Annotated in this window: 17 protein-coding genes; 12 read left to right on the top strand and 5 right to left on the bottom strand. The window is 41.8% G+C overall.

The features are described 5' to 3' along the window. Nucleotides 1-164: 164 nt before the first annotated feature. From V7K48_RS25800 to V7K48_RS25790, 3 genes are all read left to right on the top strand, one after another. Nucleotides 165-1,355 carry an MFS transporter gene (locus tag V7K48_RS25800; RefSeq protein WP_335076664.1) on the top strand — a complete coding sequence of 397 codons (1,191 nt, stop codon included), beginning with the start codon at nt 165-167 and terminating at the stop codon, nt 1,353-1,355. A gap of 70 nt (nt 1,356-1,425) precedes the next feature. Beyond that, nucleotides 1,426-2,493 (top strand): NADPH dehydrogenase NamA, encoded by a 1,068-nt coding sequence (gene namA, locus V7K48_RS25795; protein WP_334972230.1) that lies wholly within the window; start codon nt 1,426-1,428, stop codon nt 2,491-2,493. Nucleotides 2,494-2,725: 232 nt separating this feature from the next. Next, a complete protein-coding gene (locus V7K48_RS25790) occupies nt 2,726-2,938 on the top strand; it encodes a hypothetical protein (RefSeq protein WP_335076662.1) in 213 nt (70 codons plus the stop codon). Between the two features lie 121 nt (nt 2,939-3,059). Here the strand turns inward: V7K48_RS25790 and V7K48_RS25785 are convergent, their stop codons facing one another. Genes V7K48_RS25785 through V7K48_RS25775 form a run of 3 tightly spaced genes read right to left on the bottom strand, consistent with a single transcriptional unit; the run spans nt 3,060 to nt 5,672 of the window. Beyond that, nucleotides 3,060-3,884: an ABC transporter permease gene (locus tag V7K48_RS25785; protein ID WP_335076660.1), complete on the bottom strand. Its 825-nt coding sequence runs from the start codon at nt 3,882-3,884 to the stop codon at nt 3,060-3,062. A gap of 5 nt (nt 3,885-3,889) precedes the next feature. After that, the gene (locus V7K48_RS25780) at nt 3,890-4,672 is read right to left on the bottom strand and encodes an ABC transporter ATP-binding protein (RefSeq protein WP_335076658.1); all 783 of its coding nucleotides are present in this window, start codon (nt 4,670-4,672) and stop codon (nt 3,890-3,892) included. Nucleotides 4,673-4,676: 4 nt separating this feature from the next. Next, the gene (locus V7K48_RS25775) at nt 4,677-5,672 is read right to left on the bottom strand and encodes an ABC transporter substrate-binding protein (protein ID WP_335076656.1); all 996 of its coding nucleotides are present in this window, start codon (nt 5,670-5,672) and stop codon (nt 4,677-4,679) included. Nucleotides 5,673-6,103: 431 nt separating this feature from the next. On the opposite strand from V7K48_RS25775, the gene V7K48_RS25770 reads away from it, so the two are divergent. Together V7K48_RS25770 and V7K48_RS25765 are read left to right on the top strand one after the other, a co-directional pair. Next, complete coding sequence (locus V7K48_RS25770; protein WP_335076654.1) at nt 6,104-6,694, top strand: HD domain-containing protein; 591 nt, start codon at nt 6,104-6,106, stop codon at nt 6,692-6,694. Between the two features lie 59 nt (nt 6,695-6,753). Further along, on the top strand, nt 6,754-7,404 hold the full coding sequence (locus V7K48_RS25765) for an ABC transporter substrate-binding protein (protein ID WP_335076651.1): 651 nt from the start codon (nt 6,754-6,756) through the stop codon (nt 7,402-7,404). Here the strand turns inward: V7K48_RS25765 and V7K48_RS25760 are convergent. Next, nucleotides 7,386-7,832, bottom strand: a complete 447-nt coding sequence (locus V7K48_RS25760; protein WP_335076648.1) for a GNAT family N-acetyltransferase — start codon at nt 7,830-7,832, stop codon at nt 7,386-7,388. The genes V7K48_RS25765 and V7K48_RS25760 overlap by 19 nt on opposite strands. A gap of 271 nt (nt 7,833-8,103) precedes the next feature. After that, complete coding sequence (locus tag V7K48_RS25755; protein WP_335076646.1) at nt 8,104-9,549, bottom strand: PQQ-dependent sugar dehydrogenase; 1,446 nt, start codon at nt 9,547-9,549, stop codon at nt 8,104-8,106. Nucleotides 9,550-10,568: 1,019 nt separating this feature from the next. On the opposite strand from V7K48_RS25755, the gene V7K48_RS25750 reads away from it, so the two are divergent. The 7 genes from V7K48_RS25750 to V7K48_RS25720 all read left to right on the top strand — a co-directional run bounded on the left by V7K48_RS25750 (nt 10,569) and on the right by V7K48_RS25720 (nt 16,763). Further along, nucleotides 10,569-11,054, top strand: a complete 486-nt coding sequence (locus V7K48_RS25750; protein WP_335076644.1) for a lasso peptide biosynthesis B2 protein — start codon at nt 10,569-10,571, stop codon at nt 11,052-11,054. 146 nt (nt 11,055-11,200) lie between these two features. Beyond that, nucleotides 11,201-12,466, top strand: a complete 1,266-nt coding sequence (locus V7K48_RS25745; RefSeq protein ID WP_335076643.1) for a nucleotidyltransferase domain-containing protein — start codon at nt 11,201-11,203, stop codon at nt 12,464-12,466. Nucleotides 12,467-12,506: 40 nt separating this feature from the next. Continuing rightward, a complete protein-coding gene (locus V7K48_RS25740) occupies nt 12,507-12,815 on the top strand; it encodes a PqqD family protein (protein ID WP_335076641.1) in 309 nt (102 codons plus the stop codon). 3 nt (nt 12,816-12,818) lie between these two features. Then, nucleotides 12,819-14,678, top strand: a complete 1,860-nt coding sequence (locus V7K48_RS25735; protein ID WP_335076639.1) for an asparagine synthetase B family protein — start codon at nt 12,819-12,821, stop codon at nt 14,676-14,678. 504 nt (nt 14,679-15,182) lie between these two features. Continuing rightward, nucleotides 15,183-15,329: a hypothetical protein gene (locus tag V7K48_RS25730; RefSeq protein ID WP_335076637.1), complete on the top strand. Its 147-nt coding sequence runs from the start codon at nt 15,183-15,185 to the stop codon at nt 15,327-15,329. Between the two features lie 203 nt (nt 15,330-15,532). Beyond that, nucleotides 15,533-15,703 carry a hypothetical protein gene (locus tag V7K48_RS25725; RefSeq protein WP_335076635.1) on the top strand — a complete coding sequence of 57 codons (171 nt, stop codon included), beginning with the start codon at nt 15,533-15,535 and terminating at the stop codon, nt 15,701-15,703. Between the two features lie 16 nt (nt 15,704-15,719). Further along, nucleotides 15,720-16,763, top strand: a complete 1,044-nt coding sequence (locus V7K48_RS25720) for a serine/threonine protein kinase (protein ID WP_335076633.1) — start codon at nt 15,720-15,722, stop codon at nt 16,761-16,763.

The raw sequence follows: 16,763 nt of genomic DNA, 5'->3' as shown, positions 1-16,763 counted from the left end.
TCCCCTACCAAAATCTTCTCTGCCAGACGCTGCACGAATGATTTGGTGGCTTGAAATTTAGATGGGGCTTCAACACCATCTAAATTTCTACCTTCTGCCTCCTGCCTGCTTCACATTACTATTCCATACCTTGGTGCATCATAATGAGTTTTAAAGGGGACATTGTGACCACTGATAGCAATTTGCTGACGCAACGAAGTACCGTTTTAACTTTAGCGATCGCTTGTGGTTTAGCAGTGGCCAATGTCTACTACAATCAGCCGCTACTGGCTAATATGGGACGTAGCTTGAATATCTCTGTCCAGCAGGTAGGATTTATTCCCACTCTTACTCAAACTGGCTATGCAGTCGGGCTACTGTTGTTAGTTCCTTTGGGCGACAGGATGGAACGCCGATGGTTAATTGTCACTATGCTAGGTTTGCTGGCCTGTGCCTTGGTGGTGGAGGCTACAGCTCCCAATCTCGTCTGGTTATCTGTGTCGAGTTTTGTGCTGGGTTTCTGTAGCATAGTGGCACATCTAATTATTCCACTCGTCGCGCAACTGACACACCCCTCAGAGCGAGGGAAAGTCATTGGAACGCTACTCAGTGGTATGATCCTCAGCGTTCTCCTTGCCCGTTCAGTCAGTGGGATAATTGGGGAATATCTCGGTTGGCGAGCCGTATATGGCATCTCAGCAGGTGTGATGCTTGTCTTAGCTTTTGTTATCCAAGGGCGGATACCTATAAGCAAGCCTTCGTCTACACTGTCGTACCAGCAACTGATGCAGAGTCTGGTGCAACTCGTTCGTGAGCAGCCTGTATTACGTGAAGCGGCACTGAACATTGCACTAGTATTTGCAGCCTTTAATGCTATGTGGGTGACTCTAGTTTTTCTGCTGGAATCTCCTCCGTATAATTACGACAGTCGAGTTGCAGGTCTATTTGGCTTAGTTGGCTTAATTGGCGTTTTTACCACCCCCATTGTTGGACGGGTAGCAGACAAGCGCGGCCCCAGAATGTTAGTTGGAATAGCTGTTATTCTATCTCTATCAGCTTTTATCATCCTTTGGATAGCTGGTGCAACTCATTTGCTCGGTCTTATATTAGGGGTGCTTATTCTTGACTTGGGAATGCACACTGGTTACGTTTCAAACCAAATCCGCGTCTACAACTTAGTTCCAAATGCTGAGAGCCGTTTGAATACGGTGTACATGGTTACAAACTACACTGGCGGCGCACTCGGCTCTTTTCTTGGTACTTATACCTGGGGATTGTGGCAATGGAACGGTGTTTGTACCTTGGGATTCTTTTTATTGGCTGTGGCGTTTATCGCTCATTTCAGTGTACGTAAGAGAAAATCTCCAGCCGTTTAATGCCAATTCGAGTTCATGCTGCAAATCTATCCCCAATTTTTTTACCTAGCAAGAGAAGGAATCAATTCCAATGGCACATCTGTTTGAACCATTCAAGATTCGTGAAGTTACCTTTCGCAACCGCATCGCCGTTTCACCCATGTGTCAATATTCCAGTACAAATGGATATGCTAATGATTGGCACGTTATTCATCTGGCTTCTCGTGCAGTTGGCGGTGCAGGTATAGTGCTAACAGAAGCAGCAGCTGTAGAGCCGGGTGGGCGCATTAGCCCGCAAGATTTGGGAATCTGGTCAGATGCACACATAGAAACTTTGGCCAAAACTGTGGCATTGATTCATAACTTTGGAGCTGTTGCAGGTATTCAACTTGCTCATGCAGGCAGAAAGGCCAGCACTGCCAAACCGAGTAAAGGAGGGAAAGTCCTCGATGAATCTCAGGAAGGTTGGCGTCCCTTGGTTTCGAGTAGTGCGATCGCTTTTAGCAAAGATAGCCCAGTTCCAGAAGCCCTAAGTCTTCAAGGAATTCAACAAGTTATTGACGCCTTTGTCGAAGCTACCAAACGTTCTCTGCAAGCTGGTTTCAAGGTAGTGGAAATCCATGCTGCCCACGGTTACTTACTGCACCAGTTTCTCTCACCCCTTTCTAACCAACGGCAAGATGATTATGGTGGCAGCTTTGAAAATCGGACTCGTCTCCTCAGAGAAGTAGTTCTAGCAGTCCGAGAGGTTTGGCCGCAGACAAATCCCCTCTGGGTACGCATCTCCGCCACCGATTGGGTAGACAATGGCTGGGACATTGAGCAAAGTATCGCTTTAAGTGACAAACTTAAGTCTCTAGGAGTTGATCTGATCGATAGTTCATCGGGCGGTATTATACCGGGCATTAATATACCAGTTAAACCTGGTTATCAGACTGAGTTTGCCGAACGCATCCGCCGTGAAGCAGATATTCATACAGGAGCCGTGGGCTTAATTACATCCCCTGAGCAAGCTGACCAAATTATTCGCACAGAAGCAGCCGATATAGTACTGTTGGGACGTGAACTACTCCGCAATCCTTACTGGCCGCATCTGGCAGCCAAACAACTGGGACACGAGAAACTCTGGCCTGTTCAATACGACCGAGCTTGGCTGTGATGTCACCTGTGCTTATCTAATTTCCAGAAAAAATGTCATAGGATTGGGAAAGATTATAGCAAGTTCTGCGGCAATTCTCGGTTTAGGTTTAATAGTTTTTTTCGCTCAACCAATTTAGAGATTTGTCTATTATTCATGTTTATTATTGGCATGAATAATACTCTAAGCTTCTATTAATGACTTTAGGCAATCTATTCTTCTTGATGAAGATAAAAGAGGTAGGGTCACTAGTATGTTTACAACTGGTTTTTTAGAAATCCTACCTTTTGGCAATTTATTTTCTGGGGCATTAACAGGTCATCTGGGTGTTACCAATGCTTTATTTGGCGGGATTTGTTGCATTTTAGGAGCATATTTATTTAGTAGACAACTACCCCAAATAATAAAGATAGTGCATCCAATTTATGCAGAGTTGGGCTTACTTCCACAGTCAAATAAAGGCTAAACCCGCTTTGATTGGATGTTGTCTAAAAGCGATGTCTACGCCGGGCTATTCGGCGTCGCTTAATTCTCTCAACTCAACCTTTCAACAACAACTGTCTTTGATACTTCATCAAAACCCAAGTTTAACTACGTTTCATACCCCATTTTTGCACTGTTCTGATTTCAATTAATCGAAAAATATAATCGACAGCTAAACCCAAAATTGCAATCACTACTAATCCGGCAAATACGCGATCGGTTTGCAGGAAGTAGCGACTGTTATTAATCTGCCATCCCAAACCGCTAGTAGCACCCCCTGAACCAAACACTAACTCAGATGCAATCACAGTGCGCCAACCAAAAGCCCAAGCAGTTCTCAAGCCTGTTAAGATGTGAGGCAATGCAGCAGGGAGCATAATTTCTCGAATCAGTCTGAAACCATCTAGACCGAGGTTTTTCCCCACCATCAGAACCGTTGGGTTGATGGTACTGAGTCCCATTTCTGTATTTAGGGCAATAGGCCAAGTTGTAGCATGGGCAGTAACTACGATCATAGAAACAGAAGTGAACCCAAACCAAATGATCACTAGGGGTAAAATAGCGATCGCAGGTAAGGGATTCAGCATCGAACTCATCACAATTAGCAAATCTTGACCAAAACGAGAAACTTTAGCGAAAGCTGCTAAAGCCGTACCCAGAATCACACCCAAGACCATACCAATACATAACACGGATAAAGTACTGAGTGTTGCTTGCAGCAGTTTTTGACTCAATAAGTCCTGCCACAGTACTTCTAGGACTGCTATTGGGCCAGGAATCAGTAAGGCGGGAACTTGGGTAATCCATACATACAATTGCCAAAAAATCAATAGACCGCAAAAAATTGCTCCGCGCCTGAAAGTACTACTGGCTTTGAGTGAAGTGTATAACTTCTCAAATTTATTAGAATTTGCTGTTGTTCGAGTCACAAATTTCATACTCGAAAAGCCTCACGACGGGAATCATTGACGAGTAAACTTTCTAAATAGGCAGCAACTTCGACAAACTTTTTAGTGTTGATGTCATTAATCTCTGCGGTATCAACAATTTCTTTGACAGTTCCCGGTACTGCTGTCATCACTAAAACTCGATGTCCCAGGTAAACAGCTTCTTGTATGGAATGGGTGATTAAAATGATTGTCAACCCGGTATTTTGCCAAATTGTATTGAGTTCGTATTGCAGTTGAGTCCGCGTCAGCGCATCCAAAGTGGCAAAAGGCTCATCCATCAGGATAACTTGAGGTTTTACAGCCAAAGCGCGGGCGATCGCTACCCGTTGTTTCATCCCTCCTGATAACTGATGAGGATACTTATTGATAGCTGCTGAGACTCCCACTAAGTCGAGATATTTTACAGCTTCAGCAATGGCGGCTTTCCCAGCAGCTTTACCTGTAGTCTCAAGGGCATAAACAACATTTTGCACCACAGTCTGCCAAGGTAGGAGTTGTTCAAAATCCTGAAAAACAACGATCCTATCTGGGCCGGGAACAGAGATGCTTTTACCTGCCATCAGTAATTCTCCGCTACTGATAGACTCAAAACCAGCGATCGCCTTTAACAGCGTACTCTTTCCACAACCCGATGGCCCAATAATTACAAACTTTTCTCCTGGTTTGACAGCAAAGCTAACATTTTCCACAGCCAGAAATTTATTCTTACCTTCGCTGTAGCTAATATGGACATTTTTTGCTAGTATTAACGATTCTAAATTAACCATCAATTTAATCTCCCCCAGCACCTTTAAGCGGCGGTAAAATCAATTCATCAATCGATTTTGGCTGCTTATTTAACATGCCGATTTCATGCATAAATGCTGCACACTTAAGGAAGGCTCTTGGCTCAATTCCGTATGCCACTGCCTTATTCGTGAGCCACTTTTTATATTGCTCCTGTGAAACTTTTCCACTATCCATTTTTGAGAGGATTCTGGCCGCTTCATCAGGTTTTTCATTCACGAGTTTAGTAGCATCCGCAATTGCAGTATACAAAGCTTTACCAAACTCAGGGTATTGATTGTATAATTTTTCAGTCATAAATACACTTGCTATGCTAGTTTTACCAAAGATATCAGAGCTTTTAATAATTACCCTACCACCTTTTTCAACTTCCTGAAATTCAAAAGGTGGTGTTGTAAAATGTGCATCAATTTGACCAGTTAACAGAGACTGTAACCCTAGAGGGTGAGCAATCACTTGCAGGTTTTGATCAAGTGCTGTGGGATTTCCTAAGTCTTTTTGTGCTACCTTCCGCAGTACAATTGCCTGTACCCCATCTAAAGATGGTAAACCAATTTTCATTCCTGGCTTGAAATCTTTGAGACTTTTGATATTGGGATTTTTCGTTATTAGCCAAAACTCACTATAGTTAAGAGAAGCTAATATTTTCCAGCCCACACCTTTATCCCAACCTACGAGAAACGCTCCAGGTCCACTTGCACCAACTTGTATTTGATTAGCGATAATTCCATCCCTAATAGCTGCACCATTCGATAATTCTTGCCATTGAAATTGTGTCTGGGGAAATTCTTTTTCTAAAATTTGCTGCTGCTTGACGATAAGTAGATTAGCGTAATTAATTCCAGGTTGATAGGCAATTGTTATTTTTTCTGGTACTTGTGAAGCAGTTTTATTACCAGAAGCACAAGCGACAAATAGAAACGTTAATAGTGCTAATCCAATCAAGAAAACCCACGTTTCAAATCTCTTGAATCTCATCATTTTCTGCCTTTTGGAATAGATTTATGTGATTTTCTAAATTAAACGAAAGTATCACACAGCTAGCAGCAAAAAACAAGGTCTTTTCAAGCTAGACCCCCACGGACGGTTCACCCACAACGAGGGCATGAAAATTTATTCCCCCACTCTTCATCTTGCACTGTTGTAGAAGATAGTATTTTGGGTATACGTGCAGGTGTGGCCGCTAAAATGAGAGTTTTAGGGTATACCAATCAGAGTCAGGCTACTCTACTAGAGTCATTTGGAGTAACTGTCTTTGACTGTATGTGCCAACTGCCTTGTTTATTGTCACACCATTAGTTTATAGATTGGGTAATGTCAGAAAATCTAACTCAGATCACTTAACTGAGTTGCCAAAAATAACTCACATTGGATAAACAGAGAATTTTGAGGTTTACATCAGGAGTAATGTAATGTCATCATCTACAAAAAGACCTATTGCCACCTATACACGAATGGCAGATGGAACAAAAGAGGATTATCTGCTATTACAGGAACACTCTAAACCTCACTTGAATCAGGTTGCTGATCGCGCACTGACACTTTTAGTTGGCTTACAAGAGAGTTATCCAGGAAATCTGATTGATCGTTATCAGCATTCGCTACAAACGGCAACACGGGCTTTTCGGGATGAGGCCCAAGAAGAGGTCGTGGTGGCTGCATTACTTCACGATATTGGAGATTTATTAGCACCTGTAAATCACGCCCAGCTAGCAGCAGCCATCCTCAAACCTTATGTGAGTCCAGCTACCCATTGGATAATTGAACATCATGGAATTTTCCAAGGCTATTATTTCTGGCATCATACAGGAGGCGATCGCCATGCGCGAGAAAAGTTTCGAGGTCATCCTTACTTTGACCGCACTGCCGAGTTCTGCCATAAGTGGGATCAAGAATCATTTGATCCAAACTATGATACTTTGCCGCTGACTTTCTTTGAGCCGATGGTACACCAGATCTTTGCTCGTGAACCTTGGGGTCAGCATACAAAACAGGAATTTTAAAAGTATCGGAGTGCAGGAGTCAAACATGATTCGACCATGCCAACAAGACACTTATTCTGTTGGTTCACGCCGATTCTCCCATCAAAGGCGTGGCTGACCTGAAGGGTAAGACTGTGATAGTATCCTCAGCGCGGGGCAGTGTCTCGCAGTACCAGCTCTACGGTGCGCTCGAAGAGGTTGGTCTTAAACGCAGTGATGTAACGGTCAAGTTCGTGCTGCCGACCGATGCAGCTGCGGCTTTCTCATCCAGGAGTATCGAGGTGTGGGCGACCTTCGATCCCTACTTCTACGTGGCGCAGCAAAATGGCGGGCGGGTGCTGCGCGACGGTCAGGGCATCAATAGTGGATTGTCGTTAATCACTGCCAGCGACGAGGCCCTGGCCGATCCGGGGAAGCGGGCGGCGATCGCTGATTTTTTGAAGCGGTTGAACAAAGCCAGCGACTGGGCGATCGCCAATCCAGACGCCTATGCTCAGGTTTACGCGAAACTGTCGCGCTTACCACTGAACACCTCGAAATCTATTACCCAGCGCTCCCCGCGAGAACTACGCCCAGTCAGCGATGACGATATCCGCGCATTGCAAACCGTGGCTGATCGTTCCTACCAAGACGAAATCCTGCCTGTACGGATCGAGTGCGTTCCATCGCCGACCAAAGTATCTGGACAAAATGACGCGTTTAGTCAAACATCTTACTTAGGCATCCAGTAATATTCCACATTAGGTTGACCGTTGATTTTGTTTGTTGATAGCTTACCCACTTTAAAACCGTGGTGTTCGTAAAATGCACAAGCTCGCATATTCGCTTGTAATGTGTCAAGCCCTAGACCTTGGGGACACATTGCTTTAGCTTTATCAAGTAATGCTGAACTGATACCCTGATTTTGGTACGTCGTATCTACAAACAGCTGGCTCAACCATTGTTCTTCTTTAATGACTACGAGAAAACCTACAATCTGATTTTCAACTTCAGCCAGCCAAACATCCCCGCGTGCAGCAAGGTCATCACGAAATCGAACTTTCCATGCGAAATACGGTTGTGGATGTTGAATGTCAGGAAATGTCTGATGCCAAGTTCGATACCACAGATGAACGGTGTCTTCTAAATCATTTAATTGATAAGGACGAATCGTTACCATGATATGGCGAGTTAGTTTTAAAGTACTACTTTAATGTTTGCAGATAGTTTAATTACACTGATTTCAATCAAGATGGTTTAGGTGCAATTATCTATGAGGTTGCATAGAACAAGGGGCTTAAGCCCCTTGTTTCACCAAGCCTGACGCCCAAAAAGTAATTAGAAGTGCAGCTGTTGAGTTTATTGAAAATGTTCAAAATTTCCTGAAGTTTTAGCCATGCCTTCAAATGACTGGAATTTCGACTAAGCAATGCAAAAATACTTAGTCTTCTTTATTTAGTGGGCATAGTAATTTCCCAAATTCCTTGATTTCCACCATATTCCAGAACATAAATCTTATTGCCGATAATCTCATCATCAATGGGATTACTAAAACCTTTGACAATGCGCGTGGCGTTAAGTTTATAGTTGGTAGTTCCTACTTTAGTTAACTTTAAATGTAGTAGGTCTTGACCGGCATCTTTAAAAGGGCCTGCTAGTGTTTCGCCAGTGGGGTCGCCTGGTGTCCAACTCAACATGAATCCATCTTTCTTGAATTCTGGACTCATTACTCCTTGTGTATCAAAAACTAAGCCCAAGGGAGAACGGTGTGATGTAAAACTGCTCACACTTTGCCCCAGAACACTGGCGTCTTTGACTTTGCCATCTACAGGATCACGGTAACTGTCTGCGTCCGGGCCAAAATTAGGAATTGGTTCAATTAAGTTTACAGGCCGAACAGGAAAGGTTGGATCGTTACGAAAGTAGCCCTTTTGAACTGCACCAAATATTGGGTTTAACAAACGGTCTTTGGCAGGATTATAATTGGGGAATTGTTGTGGATTGTCTGTCCCACCAATCCGCCAGGGAAAGCCGTAATTACCACCTAGACGTAGCCAATTTAATTCTTCTGACATGTCGCGATCGGGGCCATTTTCTGTGCCAAATAAATCCCCATTGGGTGCAAAAGCCATATCGAAAGTATTACGTGTTCCTTCTGCAAAAATATAGCCAGCTGTCTTTAAGGTTGTTCGATTGTTTGCAAGAAAGAGATTATTGCCATTACTAGGAAGACGGAGTATACAGGCGGTTAATCCTACTTCGCGAGTATTGGGATATTGACCATTAGCAGACTGAACCTCACCGTGATCGGTACGAGAACCGCTATTCACATAGATAAAGTTACCATCCGGGCTAACAACCACGCCGTTGAAGCGATGGTCATAGGCTGTTTTGCTTTTCGGATAGCCTGCACTCTCAGCTAAGATAGACCAGATGCGCCCTTTTGTACTCGAATTAATAACGCCTTTAACAATAATTGCTTTGGTCTGGTTATTCACAAGGTCTGCATTGCCAACCAAATAAATTGTACCGTTAGGACCAATGGCCATACCTTCAGTCTCAGCTAGATTATGATTACTAGAGTTGTACACCAGTGTTTTAGTAGAGGAGCCTAAATTGACTTGATAAATCTCACCATTTTGTTTGAGGTAATAAAGGGTATTGTTTCGTGGATCTTTTGCAATCCGAACAGAAGGAGAGACAGATAACGTATTGATAACATTGCGAATCTTAATATCAGAACGCAGGGCTTGAGGTGCAGCATTTACTCCAGTAGTGCCATGATTTAACATAACTATTGTAAATAACAGAATTTTGACAGCGGAAAAGCACCTTTTTAGAGCTAAATTACCGATAAATCTGCGTTGTTCTTGGTTGGATGATTTAGTGCTATTCATTATTTTGTTCATAAAATAGTTAGATGATTTTGTTGCTAAAATCTTCTTGATGAGGGAAAATTTTAGAAATTGCGGAGTGAAATGAGCAATGGGTAATAACTTGTAATCGGCTAAAGAAAGACACAATAACGTGTTTTTCTAGCCAGCAGTTAAACCTCAGTCAAAGAACTGTTTATAAGTTCAATGTGTATTACTTAAAACTGTAAGTTTAAATGCAGTTATATTGATTAACCTAATTAATACCAATATTATTTAGAGAATACTAATTATTAATTTGGTTAGTTGACTATGCAAATGGTAAGTAATTGGTCAAAATTCCTTTATTTTAATTATTTATTTTCCTTATATTTTGTCATTTTCAGCTCACCTGTATTATTTAATTATCATGAGCAAAAGATTACGTCAAATTCTTTACCAAATCTTAAAAATGTAAAATTTGTGATTTTTAATACTATCAGAAATTTTTATTAACTTTCATTAAGTCTTTTTTCAGACATGCTGCTTTTTTTAGTAGCGATTAGAAGATTTTTCAGCTTAATACGGTATTTTCATTAAGTTAGGTTTCAATATGATTTTTTTGATTGCAAAAAAAATACTTTTACATTATATAAATGCATTTAAAAATAGATAAGTTAAATTTATATATTATCTAGAGCATTTTTGAGCTTAATAACACTTAAGCTTTACAGAAATTTTATATACTTCCTTTAAGTATTAAAGCTTATTATAGAAAGAGATGCCCCAAAAAGCATGGTGCTAAATTCAAGTTAAACCCTGTCGCAGATGGCAAAAAAAATATTTTTTTCCTCCTGCCCTCTGCCTTTCCTCTTCATACCCACACCAAAATTCAGCTTGCTTGCGATCGCTGTTCTCTACACTACTGGGAAATGGTGTTAATAATAGGATTGGGTTGAAAAATCGTCCTATTCCTTTCCCCTCAAAGTATTAATTCCTTTTCCCATCTCAAAATCAGCGAACCTACAGTATAGTAGGCGACATAAGCGTAATTAAATAGAAAAATGGGTGGTTTAAAATCGCTAATTGAGAAAGGGCGAATTTGGATCAAGCTTTCAAGTAAAGAACGCTCACTCTTTCTGCAAGCCCTAGTTCTACTGCCTTTGGTCGCTCTATTGTTGCGGCTATGTGGACTCCAATGCACGCAAGCAGCTTTGATGCTGTGGACTGAACCTATGTCATTTGAACCGTCAAAAGTACAAGTTCCCCTAATTAGCGCTACAGCTAAAATGGTTCAGAGTGCTGCTCGATATAGTAAATTGTGGACGAATTGCCTGAAAAAATCCCTAGTGCTGTGGTATTTGCTACGCTGTCAGGGGATTGCAGCCCAATTACAGATTGGAGTGCGACTGGAGCAAGGACAGTTCCTTGCTCATGCTTGGGTAGAATATCGGGGATTTGTGGTAGGAGATTACCAACAGGTGCGGCAGCATTACACTCCACTTGACCGCCTCAATACCGAACTCAATTGCTACATTTCGTTGCTTTAAATTTCGGTCTGTGCTAAAACCTGACCAAATAGAGGCCGCTAATTTAAAAAGGGTGTGTTAGAGCAGGTTCTACCATAAGACGTGCGACAGCACGACCCGACATTTAGATTGCTCAATTCCGAACTCAATCACCATGTCTTCTACCAATGACCTTACAATTACTCCCACAAGAGTCTATCAAATATAAAACTGCCAGCCCAATTGCAAATCTGCGCCCCGAAATTAATTTACTGCTGTGCTGTACCCGCATCGACATTGACACGTCCACAGCTTCCCAAATTCACAAGCTACTGCAAACAGACCTCGACTGGAATTATCTTCTGCAAAAAGCCTATCAGCACGGAGTTTTCCTCCTCTTGTACCAAAGCCTTCAGAAAACTCACCCAGAACTAATACCTCAAAATATCTCTGATCAACTACACACCTATTGTCAAATAAAAACGGCTCGTAACCTATTTCTTGCCAAACAACTCTGCCAAATTCTCGACCTACTTGGCACTGATAACATCAGCGCCATTCCCTTTAAAGGCCCCACCCTCGCGACATTAGCCTACGGCAATCTGGCACTACGAGAATTCAGCGACTTAGATATCTTAGTTCGCAAAGATGACTATCTGAGAGCTAAAGAGTTATTGATTCGTCAAGGATATCGGCACAAATATTTTCCCGAAGATGAAGTAGCCTGGTCTCAAGCTCAACTAATTCGGGATGATGGCAAAGTGGGAATTGATTTGCACTACGACATGGTGACAAAAGATTCTTTTTTCCCACTGGATTCCACACCTTTTTGGCAGCGTTTAGAGCCTCTATCGATCGCAGGTCAAACAGTTGCTACCCTACAACCAGAGGATGCGGTATTAGTTGCTTATATTCACGGAAGTAAAGAAGATTGGCGATCGCTCAAACGAGTCTGCGACCTTGCAGAACTAATTCGCGCTTATCCGCAGCTGAATTGGGAGCAAATCCTTGAGCCAGTTGAGCGTTTGGGCAATAAGCGAGGATTTTTGTTGGCTCTGCTTCTAGCTTGTAATCACTTAAGCCTACCACTGCCAGAGGTAGTGTCCCAAAAATTCAAAGTTCCACCCCAATTGCGATTTCTTGCAGAACAACTTTACGAGCAGCTTGTTTGTGATGCTGAGTTGGAAAACCAGCTAACCCCCTGTGATGGACTTAGCTTCTTTATTGGCGGACTCAGCTTAGTTCGGATAGCGAATACAGACAGCTTCACGGTGAGAGTGCAATACTGCCTGGATATAGCTTTTCGCCTAAATGAAAGAGACCGGGCATTTTTTTTACTCCCAGATTTTCTCTATTTCCTTTATTATCCGCTACGGTGGTTCCGATTGATTAAAACCTACAAATTTGGAAAAGATAAAATTCTTAACTTGTCGAAACTACTGAGATGCAGTTAAGATGCTGTCAAAATCTTTTCCTTCATGGTGCTTAACTAGAATGACTCAAATAATTTCTCCTTTGTCGCCCCAACTTACCATCCCTGCTAATGTCCTGACTCAAGAGCTAGGGGGTGAAGTGGTTTTAGTGAATCTCGAAAATGAGGCTTACTACAGCTTGAACAATGTGGGTAGCCGAATGTGGCAACTCTTGATTGAGCAAGGAAATGTCGAAACAGCAACACAACAATTGTTGCAGACCTTTGCAGTAGATGAGGCGACACTGCGTCAAGATGTAGCTGAGTTAGTAGATGAACTGGTACAAGAGGGTTTGCTGGCAATGCCATCCACTCAAGAGAGCGTGGTATAAATAATGAGTGGCATTGTAGGTTTGATTAAGAGTAACAACGAACCGATCAATCTGTCCCTACTGCACCAAATGACTGACTTCATGGCGTTTCGCGGCCCTGATGCCCAGGCAGTTTGGCACAAAGGTAAAGTAGGGTTGGGACATACCCTGTTAAGAACAACTTTTGAGCAGGAACATGAGCAGCAACCATTTACCCTAGATGATCAAGTGTGGATAGTTGCTGATGCGCGGTTAGATGGTCGGAAAGATTTGCTTGCAGCTTTACGGGCAAAGGGTCGAGAAATTGCTGAGGATGCGCCGGATATAGAACTGGTTTTACACACCTATCTAATTTGGGATATTGGTTGTGTAGACCACTTAATGGGAGATTTCGTTTTCATTATTTGGGATGAAAGACAGCAACGCCTGTTTTGTGGACGTGACCAGTTTGGTATCCTACCGTTTTACTACGCGCAGGTTAACAATACTCTAGTTTGCAGTAACACCCTCAACTGTATTCGCTTGCATCCACAGATATCAGCGAAGTTGAACGAGCAAGCAGTGGGGGATCATTTGCTGTTTGGTATGAATATGGAGTTTAAGACCACTATTTATGCCGATATTCAGCGTCTTTCTCCTGCACATACATTAATTTGGTCGGATGGGAGAGTGCGAATACAGAGGTACTGGCAACTACAACGTTGTCTGCCATTAATTCGTTATCAGCGTCCAGAAGAGTATGTCGAACATTTTTACCAACTGTTTGAGCAAGCAATAAGTGATCGCGTGCGGACTGACAAACTCTCGACACATTTGAGTGGGGGGATGGACTCAACCAGCATAGCGACGGTAGCACAAAAGATTCTGACTACTAAGGGGAAGCCGTTTGACTTTCAGGCGTTTACCCTAAGTTCTGAACAAGAACAACAGGAAGATAGTTATGCGGGTTTAGTAGCAAAGGAAATTGGGATTCCACACAATTTTGTAGCTACTGATGGTTATGTGCGTGCAGTTCCGTCGATGCAAGCACAAATGTGTTTACCCGAACCGTGTCATAGTATTCCTAATCGTGACCCTTATATGGAACTCACAAAACTATGTGCTGCTCACGGACGGGTTGTATTGACCGGGTTTGGCGGCGACTCAGCTTTGTACTGTGGCGAATTTTATTGGTTGGAATGGTTAAAGCACGGTTTAATTGGGCAGTGGTTAGCAGTGCAACTCCATTATCTTTCTGTATACCGTCGCCGTCCTGCTTTTTATTTCCGTCAAGGATGGCGGTATTGGAGGAAGATTGCTCAAGCCGTACCACCATCTCCGACTTGGATTAATCCGGCTTTTGTTAAGCGACTGGATTTACAGGCTCGCTGGGAAAAGATTAATTCAGATGCGTTAGACCAAATTTCCCGCTATGGGATGGGGAATTCTGCTTACTGGTCAAATTTATTCGCTTGGGCAGATCCGGGCTATAGTTCAATTCAGCTTAAGCAGTATTTTCCTTTTTTTGATTTGCGGTTAGTTAATTATCTAATAGCTATCCCCCCCGTGCCTTGGTTAGTTAAGAAGGAAATATTGCGGCAGGCGATGCAAAAACGTTTACCAGAAGCAGTTCGCAACCGTCACAAAAAGGTGTTTGATGCTCCTCAAGCTTACTCACAAGTCATGCAAGAGATGGCAGGAGGATGGATTAGCGATTTGTTGAGTAAAACACCAATTGTACCTGAGTATGTTAATAGTTATGAGTTATTGGCATTGTTAGAAAAACCGGAAGATATAACTACAGCAAATTTCTTTTTAATTGAAAGGACTTTAGCACTTGCCTATTGGTTGAGAACTCAAAAATCAGAAAATATTTTGTCTCATAAAAACGCTGTGCTGAGATGAAATTAAGGAACAGTATCCTAGTTTCTTTAAGTAATATCTTTATAATATACTGTTAAAGGAAAAAAGCCTATCTCAGGACAGGCTTTTAGTGAGAATTTCTAAAAATTAGAATCCCACTAAAATAGTGTGTACAAAGCCATATTACTAAATTATTTATGTTTTATTTAGATAAATTAATTAATCTGCCTAATGAGACTTAGATAAAAAACACCCAGAAAAAAGCATGAAATCTATATACAGAGAGACTTTGAATCGTTAGACTTAATTTCTTGATATATCCGGGTTTGGCCCATTTTTGAGCATTTGGGGTATTTTTCTTACCCTGCACGGGTTTGAGGCTTGTTTCTTCCGAAAAAATGTTTAAGTCCCGCTAAAAAGTATTTCCAATTTTTTTGTGGCAAGATATTTATATTTTATTAATCAAAAAAAGGTAGACATTTTTTAAGTAGATAAGTTATAAACGAACTAGCTAATTTCTATTACATACACATGAGGAAGTAAAAAGTGAAACAGTTTGAAAATAAGGATAATCGCCTAGCTTACGAACATCCTAAGCTACGCAAGCATGGAACAATCCATGATATGACTCTTACCACGTCTAGTAGTGGCACTAATGATAGTGCCTATTATGCAAATGTAGTCGTCTCGTAATCTCACAACGACAATTGGATTGTGGACTATCTAGATCTGGGTGATAAACCTCAATAACAATTATTTAGTAGAGGTGTATTATGAGCAGAATTGACCCACGGCTTAAATTTTTGCAGCAGCAAAGTTAGAAAAATCTAGTTGAATTAGAGGTTAGTGTGTTGATGATTCAAATTCTATTAAAACAATGAGAGGAGAAGACTATCATGACCATCAACTTAGTGGAGAATTGCAAGTACACTATGAGAAAAGAAGGGCCGATGGTAATAGTTGGGATGTTATTGATATTAATTGTCCCGTTACAGTTAATCTTAGTGAAGGAAAAGCTGAAAAAGCTTCAAATATTCCACGATATTGTTCCCTGTATTTTATTATGAAAATAGTCTGAAAACTGTGAAGACTAAAAAAACAGATGAACACACCAGTACTGGACGTGAGGTATTTTACTACCAAGTTTACGGCTTAACTCTACGCACCAACCAACCTCTTTCCGATTTATCTCCCCTAAGCGACGTAACTGATGTAGATGCTATCTCCATTCACCTAGCCAGAACTTGGGAAGAAAGTGCCATGCCTGTTCCCTCATCTGCTTGGCAACCTAGCTTAAAGCATTCACGACTCCAAACAGCAACCTTAGAAGAAGGGACATATTTGCTGCTGTCATTCATTGAGGATGAGCAGGCTTACGCTGAATTTGTTATTAACCCCAGTGGGGAAAATATCTGGATAACTGTAGGTGAAGGGGCTGACCAAAGATTTGTAACCTGGCTCTTACTGGGTATTGTACTAGGATGCGTCTTGCGAATCAGAGGAATTACTTGCCTGCACGCTAATGTAGTCACTGTGGGGCAAAAAGCAATTGCCATCCTTGGTGCTAAAGGCGCGGGTAAGTCTACAATAACCGCAGCTTTACTACAACGGGGAGCTAAACTTCTTGCAGATGATGTTGCGGTATTGGTAGAGCAAAACAACACCTTCTTTGTTCAGCCTGGATATCCTGGTTTACGTTTACATGAAGACGTAGCCACTCAATTGTACGGCTCTTACAAACACTTACAAAGTGCTACGCCAAAACCAGACCTTTGGCCAACCAAGCGCTATCTTTCTTTAGTAGAACGCCAAGAATTATTTTCTCAAACTCTATTCCCTTTAACTGCTATCTATATACTAGGAGACCGCAGTTCTGATAGGCAATCAGTTTCTATCGAGACACTTTCATCTGTAACAGGTCTTCTTGACTTAATGCAAAACACTTATGTTAGTTGGATGTTAAGCAAAACAGATATGAAAAATGAGTTTAGAGTATTGAGTTGTCTGGCGCGTACAGTGCCTTTACGGAAGATTCACCGACCCAATAATTTAGCTAAATTGCCTCAACTTTGTGAAGCCATACTTGCTGATGCTAATTCTTATCTTTTAAATTTATCTTTAATATAA

The sequence above is a fragment of the Nostoc sp. genome (assembly GCF_036919615.1).
Taxonomy (GTDB): Bacteria; Cyanobacteriota; Cyanobacteriia; order Cyanobacteriales; family Nostocaceae; genus Nostoc.
The sequence above is the reverse complement of the archived record's forward strand: the minus strand, read 5'-3'. Positions and strand labels throughout refer to the sequence as shown.